The sequence below is a fragment of the Nocardia higoensis NBRC 100133 genome, from assembly GCF_000308595.1.
Lineage (GTDB): Bacteria > Actinomycetota > Actinomycetes > Mycobacteriales > Mycobacteriaceae > Nocardia > Nocardia higoensis.
In genome coordinates, this window is the sequence record NZ_BAGA01000049.1 from 1 (window position 1) to 8,714 (window position 8,714).

Here is an 8,714-nt window from a genome sequence, read left to right on the forward strand (position 1 = left end):
CCGGGCCCGGGGTCGCCGGTCGAGCTGCCGGAGCCCGTGGCCCTTGACCACTCGGCATCCGTGGCGGTCGTGCGGGGGCTGCCGGTGCCGGGCGCCGCGGTGGGGCGGGAGCCGTGGGTATCGGGCGCTGCGGTCGCAAGCGCGCCGCCGGTGCTGTTCGGTGTGCTCTGGCGAGGTCCGCCGGTCGACGACGGGATCGAGTTGCCCGGGACGACGGCACGGGCGCCCGGACCCGCGGTGGCGGCGTTCGAGGTCGCGTCGCTGTCGGCCACCGGCTTCTTGTCGGTGGTTCGTGCCGGCGTCGCCGTGCCGGAGGACGCGGCGTTCGCGGTCGCCGTGGCTGGCCCTGCCGAAGCGGCCGCGTCGTCGTCGGCTTCCGGCGTGGTCAGCCAGCTCGCGGAATCCGACGCGGGCGACGGCCGCACGGCTGTCGGGTCGGGTGCGCCCCGGGTGGCCGATACCGGTGAACTCGGTGTGTCGGTACCCGGTCCGTTCGCCGTCGCGAAGGCCCGCAGCGGACGAGGCGCCGAAGAGCTGGTCGAGGCGGCGCTGGACGGATCCTGCCCGCGTCCGGATCCCTGCGAATCACCCTTGGCGCCGAGGAAACTCGATGCCGACCGCACCGAGCGTGCCGAGTCGGCCGAGGCGAGCGGCTCCTCGGTGCGCTCGGCGTCGGAATCGGCCGCGGCCGGCGACTTGACCTCCACCTCCGCGGACTTCACGCCGGTGACCTCCGCCTGCCCGGATTCCGGTTCGGCGGAACCTGTTTCGGCGGACCCGGACATCGCGGGCGTGGCCTCTGCGGACTTCGCCTCCGGTGTACCCGGCTCCGCGGCGCGGGATTCCGGCTTCACCGCCGTGGCGGCGGGCTCCGGTGACGGAGCGCCGGAAGCTGTGCCACTGGTTGCCGACCCGGCAGGGGCAGGGCTACCGGAGGTCGCCGAGCCGGAAGCCTGCCCAGGCGTCGCCGACCCGGTGGCCGAGCCGGACCTTGCCGGTGTGGATGCGGCCGATGCCGAGTGCGTCGAGACCGCGCCGGCTGACCCGGGCGTTGCCGGGGCAGGGGCGGTCGGCCCCGTACGTGCGGCGGTATCCGTGGATGCGGAAGATGCCCGCGGCGAAGTCTCGGGGGTCGACGGAAGCTCGTTCTGCGCTGCGGACGCGGCAGTTGCCGAGCCCGCGCCCGTGGACCGCGCAGTTGCCGCCTCGGTGGCGCGTACCCCGGCGGCCGAGTCCGCCGATGCCGAACTCGTTGCGGGGGGAGTGGTGGCTGCAGGGGGCGTCGCCCCGGCAGCAGCTCCTGGTGTTCCGGAGACCGGGCTCGTCGACCGAAGTCCCGCCGACTCCGGCGCCGCGGAATGCGTCAGCGGGGAGGCCGTTGCGGCAGAACGAGGCGAGCGGGCATCGGGCGCCGACCCGTTCGGCCCCTCGGTGCGAGGCGACGCCGCGGACCCCGTGCCGGTCGCGGCCGACGCCGAGGCCATAGCGGTGGCCGCGGGGGCGGTGGCGTTCGAGGCCGAGGCCGCGGTGTCGGCCGTCTCGCCGCGGTCGCGCGCCGATCCCGTCCGGCGGACGCCGACGCGTAGTTCGAAGCCGGAGCCGGTGACGACGCCCGCGCGGAGATCGGTGGCCGGGTGCACGCTCAACGGCCTGCCGTTGTCGTCGCCGACGCGGATGCGGCGCACCGGTTCGCGGACGATCTCGTCCACCCAGGTGAATGCGCGGGCGCCGGACAGCGAGCGCGGCCCCTCCGCGCCGAGGATCTGCGCGGTGATCTTGCCGCGCAGGAGGATGACGGTGCCGTCCTCGGTGGGCGCGACCACGCCGAAGGCCGGTGGTTCCGTGCCGCCGCCGAAGACCACGCCGGCCAGGCGCCGGGCGATGGCGGCGCCTGGGCACTCGCCGTCGCCGTCGGCTTCGGCTTCGACGGCATCGAGAATCAGTTCCGCGGAATCCGTCTCGGCCAGATACACCACCGCCGTCCCGAAGCGTGCGACCAGTCCCGCACCAGGTGCGATGCCAACCGTCGACGGGGTCTTAGCCACCCGGCAACCTCCTTTTCCGCGCCTCAACGCGGTCCAGGATAGTGAATTTCGCGGCACCGGGTCGCCCGGCGGAGAAGATCGCTCATTCCGCACTCCGATCGTCACATTCCGGACCGCTTGCCCTGGAAATTACCGACGGCTCAGCGCATTTCGCCCGACGCGGCGATAGCGTCCGCCTACCAATGTCGGGTGCGGATCGTGTTTCCGGTCACCGGTTGCCGGGGCCCCGGTGAAATCACCACCGGGATATTCCTCGCATATCCGGTTGGGCGCGGGCCGGACACCGACCACACTGGACGGGTGGCATGTGTCAGGGAGGCAGTCGAAGCCGATATTCCGGTTCTCCGGAAAATCGAGCGTGACGCCGGAGAACCGTTCGCCCAGCTGGGAATGATCGAAATAGCCGAAGACGAACCACCGAGCCCGGAGGTATTGCGAGGCTATATCCGGGCGGGCCGGGCCTGGGTCGTCGACGACGGCGGAGTGCCCGTCGCCTATCTCGTCGCCGACATCGTCGACGGCAACGCCCACATCGACCAGGTGTCGGTGCGGCCGGAGTTGCGGGGGCGCAGGCTGGGGAAACAGCTGATCGACCATCTTGTCGGATGGGCTCGCGCGCGCGGCCTGACCGCCGTCACACTCACCACCTTCACCGAAGTCCCCTGGAACGGCCCGTATTACGCCCGGCTCGGCTTCCGTCCGGTACCCGGCGACGAACAGACTCCCGGCCTGCGAGCGGTGTGCGCCGCCGAAGCCGCGCACGGTCTGGAGCGCTGGCCGCGCACCTGCATGCGCGCGGAGGTCGCCTCCTGGAGCTGGGGTCCCGACCCGCGGTGGCCGACCGATCGGGAATGAGCCGGCCGCCCCGGCGGATCAGTGCCCGCCGGCGCGTGGTTCGGCGATCGCCGATTCCGCGGCCGCGAGCGCGGCGGCCCGGTCGTCGGCGACGAGACCGATCCTGCTGCGCCGATCGAGCAGATCGTCGCTGGTGAGGGCGAGTTCGTGAGTGCGGGCGAAGGCGAACTCGGCGCCGAGTACATCCATTCCGGGAGCCACCGGGGTACCCAGGGCGGGATCGCTGTCTGCCAGGGCGAGCACGGTCGTGGCCTCGCAGCCGTAGCGCTCGATGAGGATCGGGGGCGCCGGGATGCGATCGCGTGCCGCGCCGGACACCGCTCCGACCAGCGGCAATGACCGGGTTCGGCACGGCGTCGCGGGCAGTGCGGTCGCGGCGACGGCGGCGTCGACGACATCCTGGGCCATGCGCCGGTAGGTGGTGAGCTTGCCGCCGACCACGGTGAACACGCCGGTCGGGGAGTGCAGGACGGCGTGCTCGCGGGAGATGTCGGCGGTGCTGCCGTCGTCGGTGCGCAGCAGCGGGCGCAGTCCGGCGAACCGGCCCCTGATGTCGGCGCGGGTCAGCGGTGCGCGCAGGGCCGGGTTGACCGTGTCGAGCAGGAAATCGATCTCGGCTTCGGTGGGTTCGGGTTCGTCGGGCACCGGCCCGGGAGCGTCCTCGTCGGTGAGACCGAGGTAGACGCGGCCGTGCGCGGCGGGCAGCGCGAAGACGAACCGCCCGACGCTGCCGGGCACGGGCACCGTCAGCGAGGCGCTCAGCCCTCCGAAGGCCGCGGCGTCGAAGACCAGGTGGGTGCCCCGGCTCGGCCGCAGTTCGATGCTCGGGTCGAGTTGGTCGGCCCACACGCCGGTCGCGTTGACGACGGCTCTCGCGCGCACGGTGAGCGATTCGCCGGTCAGCGTGTCGGTGAGGACGGCGCCGTCGCCGGAGATCGATGCGGCGGCCACTCTGGTGAGCACGAGCGCACCTTCGGCAGCGGCCGTGCGTGCCAGCGCGACCACCAGCCGAGCGTCGTCCACCAGTTGCCCGTCCCATGCCTGCAGGCCGCCGCGCAGGCCCGCGCGGCGCACGGTCGGCGCCAGTCGCAGCGCCTCGGCGGCCGCCACCCGACGCGAACGCGGCAGCGTCGCCACCGAGGTGCCCGCACTACGGCGCAGGGCGTCGCCGGCCACGAAGCCGGCGCGGATCATCGCCTCCTTGGACCGGCCGATCCCGGGCAGCAGGGGTACCAGCTGCGGCAGCGGGCGCACCAGATGCGGCGCCACCGATTCGATCAGGATCCCGCGCTCCACCGCACTCTCGCGGGCGATGCCGACCTTGCCGCTCGCCAGGTACCGCAGGCCGCCGTGCACCAGCTTGGAACTCCACCGGCTGGTGCCGAACGCCAGATCGCGCCGCTCGACCAGCACCGTCCGCAAGCCGCGCGATGCCGCGTCGAGAGCGGTGCCCGCACCCGTCACCCCACCGCCGACGACAAGTACATCGACCGTGCCGAGATCACCGAGCTCATGCAGCTCCCGCGTCCGCCGCTCGGCGTTCAGCGCCGAATCGCCCCGGGAACGCACTGTGTTCGCCATCGCACTGCCTTCCTGAACGGCGCTCGCTGCCGTTCGACGGGTTGCTGTTCGCCGGCCCGGAGGGGTGCCGCCGGGACCGGGCATCACGCGTCGCTCGCGGCGGGCCGGAGGTAGCCGTCCAGGGCCCTGCCCAATTCGACATCGAGTTCGGTGGGCGGGAGCAGGCTCGACACCATGCCGGCCGACTGCACCGCCGACTGGGCGATGAGCAGCAGCATGGCCGCGAGCTGGATCGGCTCGCCGTCACGGACGGACCCGTCGCGCTGACCCTCGCGGATGCCCGCGGCGAACAGTTCGGTCAGCGCGCGCTGATTGCGGCCGAGCCTGCCGAAGACATAGGTGAGCATGAGGTCGGTGTCGGTGCGGAAGATCTTGGCGAACAACGGGTTCGATCGAACGGTCGCCGCGCCGGAGACGACCGAGCCGACCAGCCTGGCCCGGGCGTGGCCGCCCTCGGGGGTGGTGGAGACCAGGATCTCGCGCAGTTCGCGCACGAGCAGTTCGGCCACCAGCGAGCCGGTATCGGGCCAGCGCCGATACACCGTCGGCCTGCTCACGCCCGCGCGGCGCGCCACCTCGGTGAGTGTGGTGCGCCGGACTCCGAACTCGGCGACGCAGGCTCGCGCCGCGTCGAAGATCGCCACGTCGATCGCGGACGGCGCGGATGAATCGGCATCTGGCACAAGCACTCACCACCTGGACGTCGTTTGCTTACTGCTTGACATTCTATGTAAGACTGTAACGCATGGGTGAGATCCAGGACACAGCAGCGGACCCGACCCCCGCCACGAATCCCGGCCCGACCGCGCGAGCGGCGAGTATGGTGTGGGACGCCTGGGGTGATCCGGCGGGGCACAAGCCGCTGCCGGAACAGATCCGCGGCCTGCTGCGGCAGGTGTTCGGTGTCTCCGGCGATGCGGTGGCGCGCCGCGATGAGGGCGACGTGCCACTGCGTCCGTCGGCGCTGACCGACGACGACCGTGGCGGCCTGGCCGCGGTGGTGGGTGCCGGTGGCATCAGCGTCGAGCACGGCGACCGGCTCCGGCACGCGGGCGGCAAGAGCGCGCTCGACCTGCTGCGCCGCCGCGCCGAGGGACCGCAGGACGCCCCCGACGCTGTCGTCTTCCCCGCCGATCACGACGAGGTCGTCGCCGTGCTGGAACACTGCGCCGCACGCGGCATCGCCGTGGTGCCCTTCGGTGGCGGCACCAGCGTCGTCGGCGGTCTGGATCCGATACGGGGCCGCTTCCGGCTGGTCGTGGCGCTGGATCTGCGCAGGCTCGACGCCCTGCTCGCCCTGGACGCCGTCAGCGGCACCGCGACGCTGGGGGCGGGTGTCACCGGGCCGCGCGCGGAAGAGTTGCTCGCCGCCCACGGCTTCTCGCTCGGGCACTACCCGCAGAGCTTCGAATACGCCACGATCGGCGGATTCGCCGCCACCCGCTCCTCGGGCCAGGCATCGGCGGGCTACGGGCGCTTCGACGACATGGTGCAGCGGCTGCGGATCGCCACGCCGAGCGGAGAACTCGACCTCGGCCGCGCCCCCGCCTCGGCCGCCGGACCGGATCTGCGCGAGGTCTTCCTCGGTTCGGAAGGGGTGCTCGGCGTCATCACCGAGGTCACCGTGCGGGTGCATCCGCTGCCGGAAACCGTTGTCCATCAAGCCTGGTCGTTTCCCGACTTCGCCACCGGGGCGGTCGCCCTGCGCACCATCGTGCAGTCCGGCGCGGCGCCGACCGTGCTGCGCCTGTCCGACGAAGCCGAGACCGGGCTGAATCTGGCCCGCTCCGCGGATATCGGTGGCGAGCCGGTACACGGCTGCCTGGCCGTCACCACCTTCGAGGGCCGCGCCGAGGTGATGGCCGTCCGCAGCGCCCTGGCCGGCGATCTGCTGCGCGCGGCGGGCGGGCGTGATCTCGGGCCGGAACCGGCGCGACAGTGGGAGCAGGGACGCTTCGCCGCGCCGTATCTGCGAGACGCCCTGCTGGACGTGGGAGTGCTGTGCGAAACCCTCGAGACCGCGACGACCTGGTCGAACATCGCCGAACTGAAGTCCGCGGTGACCGGCGCGCTCACCGAGTCGCTCACGGGCCAGGGCACGCCGCCGCTGGTCATGTGCCACATCTCGCACACCTATCCGACCGGTGCGTCGCTGTATTTCACCGTCGTCGCCAAGGCGCTCGCGGCGCCGATCGAGCAGTGGACGCGTGCCAAGCGCGCGGCGAGCGAAGCCATCGTCCGGGCAGGCGGCACCATCACTCACCATCACGCCGTCGGCGCGGATCACCGGGCCTGGCTACCCGACGAGATCGGTGAACTCGGCGTCCGGGTGCTCGCCGCGATCAAACGCGAAGTCGACCCCGTCGGCATCCTCAATCCCGGCAAGCTGATCCGATGAGCGCGCGCGAGTTCCCGGCTCCCCGTTCGGTGCTGGTCGTGGCCAACCGGCAGGCCGGGCACGGCCGGGGACGGGATACGGCCGATGTCGCGCTCGCCGGACTGGCCGCGGCGGGTGTCGCGGTCACCGAGGTCCACGCGACATCGGCGGCGGACGCGGTGCGGCAGGTCCGCACGGCGCTGGCCGGGCGATCCACCCGGCCCGACGCGGTGGTCAGCGTCGGCGGCGACGGCCTGGCCTGTGCGTTGCTCGAGGCGCTCGCCCGATCGGGGGTCCCGCTCGGCCTGGTCCCCAGCGGCACCGGTAACGACCTGGCCCGCGAACTCGGCGTGCCCACCGACGACACCGCCGCGGCGATCGGCGTGGTGCTGGGCGGGCGCACCCGGATCATGGATCTCGGGCAGATCATCCCGGCCGCCGGGTCCGGCCCGCCGATGTGGTTCGCCACCGTGGCGGGTACCGGATTCGACGCGCGAGTGACGCTGCGCGCCAACGAGATGCGCTGGCCCAGGGGGCCGTTGCGCTACACCTTCGCGGCACTGGCGGAGATCACCGCGGGGATCGGCCTGCCGTATCGGATCGAACTGTCCGGCGTCGCGGTGGGCGCGCTGGACAATCCGCCCGCCGACACCGTGGTGGAGACCGAGGCCGTCATGGTCGCGGTCGGCAACACCCGCACCTACGGCGGCGGCATGCTGATCTGCGCGGACGCCGAGATGGACGACGGGTACCTCGACGTCACCGTCGTCGGCCGGGTATCGCGGTCGTCGATGTTGCGCTTGCTGCCCGCACTGTCGGCGGGCAAGCGGGTCGATCACCCCGCCGTCACCCGTTATCGCGTCACCGCAGTCACGTTGACCTCACCGGGCGCACCCGCGACAGCCGATGGCGAACCCGCCGGAACGCTGCCGGTGACGCTGCGCGCGGTACCGGGCGCACTGACCGTGCTGGTGCCCTGACCTCCGGGCCCGCCCGGCGGCGAGCGGCGACTCAGGCGTCGAAGCCGATCGCCGAGAGCCGGTTGATCGCCGTGCGATCGGCGATGATCACCGAGGCCGCCCTGGCGGGCACGGAGTCGGTGACCGCGCCGACCAGCTCGGCCCACCGCCGGCAGTGCAGATCGAAGAACAGGCCGCTGCTGCGCCTGCCGCGTTGCGCCTGACCGGCCCTGGCGACCGTCGGCGGCACATCGATCATGACGATGTGCAGGCTGCGCCGATGCGCGCGGGCCCAGCGGGCGATCAGTGCGCGGCTCCAGCGGAAGGTTCCGCAGTCGTGGATGATCACCGGCCCGGCCGCGGTGCGCAGCGCCCGGCGGATGGTCGCGTAGTGCGCGAACTGCACGACCGGTCGCCACAGGGGATACGGCAGCCGGTGCAGCCGCGGCGTCCAGCGATTGCGCGCGTGCTGGGAGTCGATGACGATCCGGCCGTCCGGGCCGGTCGGCGGGTGCGACTCGGTCGCGCCCGACCCGAACAGCCGCAGCAGGGCCGTACTCTTGCCCGCGCCCGGCACACCGGCGAACACCAGGGCGGCGGTCGGGGGATAGCGCAATCGGGCGATCGCGCCGGGATCGGCCTGCTCGCTCGTTCCCGGGCCGGCCGAGAGGTCCTCGCCGCGCAGGTCGTGGACGCCGGAGGGGGTCAGTGCCACCCGTCCGCCGAGCGTGGCTCGCGGGGCGGGGGAGTGCAGGGCTGGCACGTCGAGCGGGGGGTTCACCTCTTCCAGATTCCTCATCGCCGGCCGATTCGGCAACAGGGAAAACCCTGAATTGCCAGAGCAATTGGGATATGTGCGGAACCTATCAACAGTTTTCGCGCGTCTCGGACCGGAAG

The 8,714-nt window shown here is 72.5% G+C and carries 6 protein-coding genes and 1 pseudogene; 3 read left to right on the forward strand and 4 right to left on the reverse strand.

What is annotated here, in order from left to right; all coding sequences use genetic code 11:
• Positions 1-2,045, reverse strand: a pseudogene (locus ON26_RS06250) (hypothetical protein); the annotation flags it as partial.
• A gap of 390 nt (positions 2,046-2,435) precedes the next feature.
• Here ON26_RS06250 and ON26_RS06255 point away from each other — a divergent pair.
• On the forward strand, positions 2,436-2,900 hold the full coding sequence (locus tag ON26_RS06255) for a GNAT family N-acetyltransferase (protein WP_083883787.1): 465 nt from the start codon (positions 2,436-2,438) through the stop codon (positions 2,898-2,900).
• Positions 2,901-2,918: 18 nt separating this feature from the next.
• On the opposite strand, the gene ON26_RS06260 is transcribed toward ON26_RS06255, so the two are convergent.
• Complete coding sequence (locus tag ON26_RS06260; RefSeq protein WP_040795032.1) at positions 2,919-4,481, reverse strand: glycerol-3-phosphate dehydrogenase/oxidase; 1,563 nt, start codon at positions 4,479-4,481, stop codon at positions 2,919-2,921.
• A gap of 83 nt (positions 4,482-4,564) precedes the next feature.
• Complete coding sequence (locus ON26_RS06265) at positions 4,565-5,170, reverse strand: TetR/AcrR family transcriptional regulator (RefSeq protein ID WP_040795033.1); 606 nt, start codon at positions 5,168-5,170, stop codon at positions 4,565-4,567.
• Positions 5,171-5,301: 131 nt separating this feature from the next.
• Between ON26_RS06265 and ON26_RS06270 the strand changes: the two genes are divergently transcribed.
• On the forward strand, positions 5,302-6,879 hold the full coding sequence (locus tag ON26_RS06270; protein ID WP_040795034.1) for an FAD-binding oxidoreductase: 1,578 nt from the start codon (positions 5,302-5,304) through the stop codon (positions 6,877-6,879).
• Positions 6,876-7,838, forward strand: coding sequence for a diacylglycerol kinase family protein (locus ON26_RS06275; protein ID WP_040795035.1), 963 nt, complete (start codon positions 6,876-6,878; stop codon positions 7,836-7,838). The genes ON26_RS06270 and ON26_RS06275 overlap by 4 nt, the downstream gene beginning before the upstream one ends.
• A 31-nt stretch (positions 7,839-7,869) precedes the next feature.
• On the opposite strand, the gene ON26_RS06280 is transcribed toward ON26_RS06275, so the two are convergent.
• The gene (locus ON26_RS06280) at positions 7,870-8,598 is read right to left on the reverse strand and encodes an AAA family ATPase (RefSeq protein ID WP_245545746.1); all 729 of its coding nucleotides are present in this window, start codon (positions 8,596-8,598) and stop codon (positions 7,870-7,872) included.
• Positions 8,599-8,714: the final 116 nt, after the last annotated feature.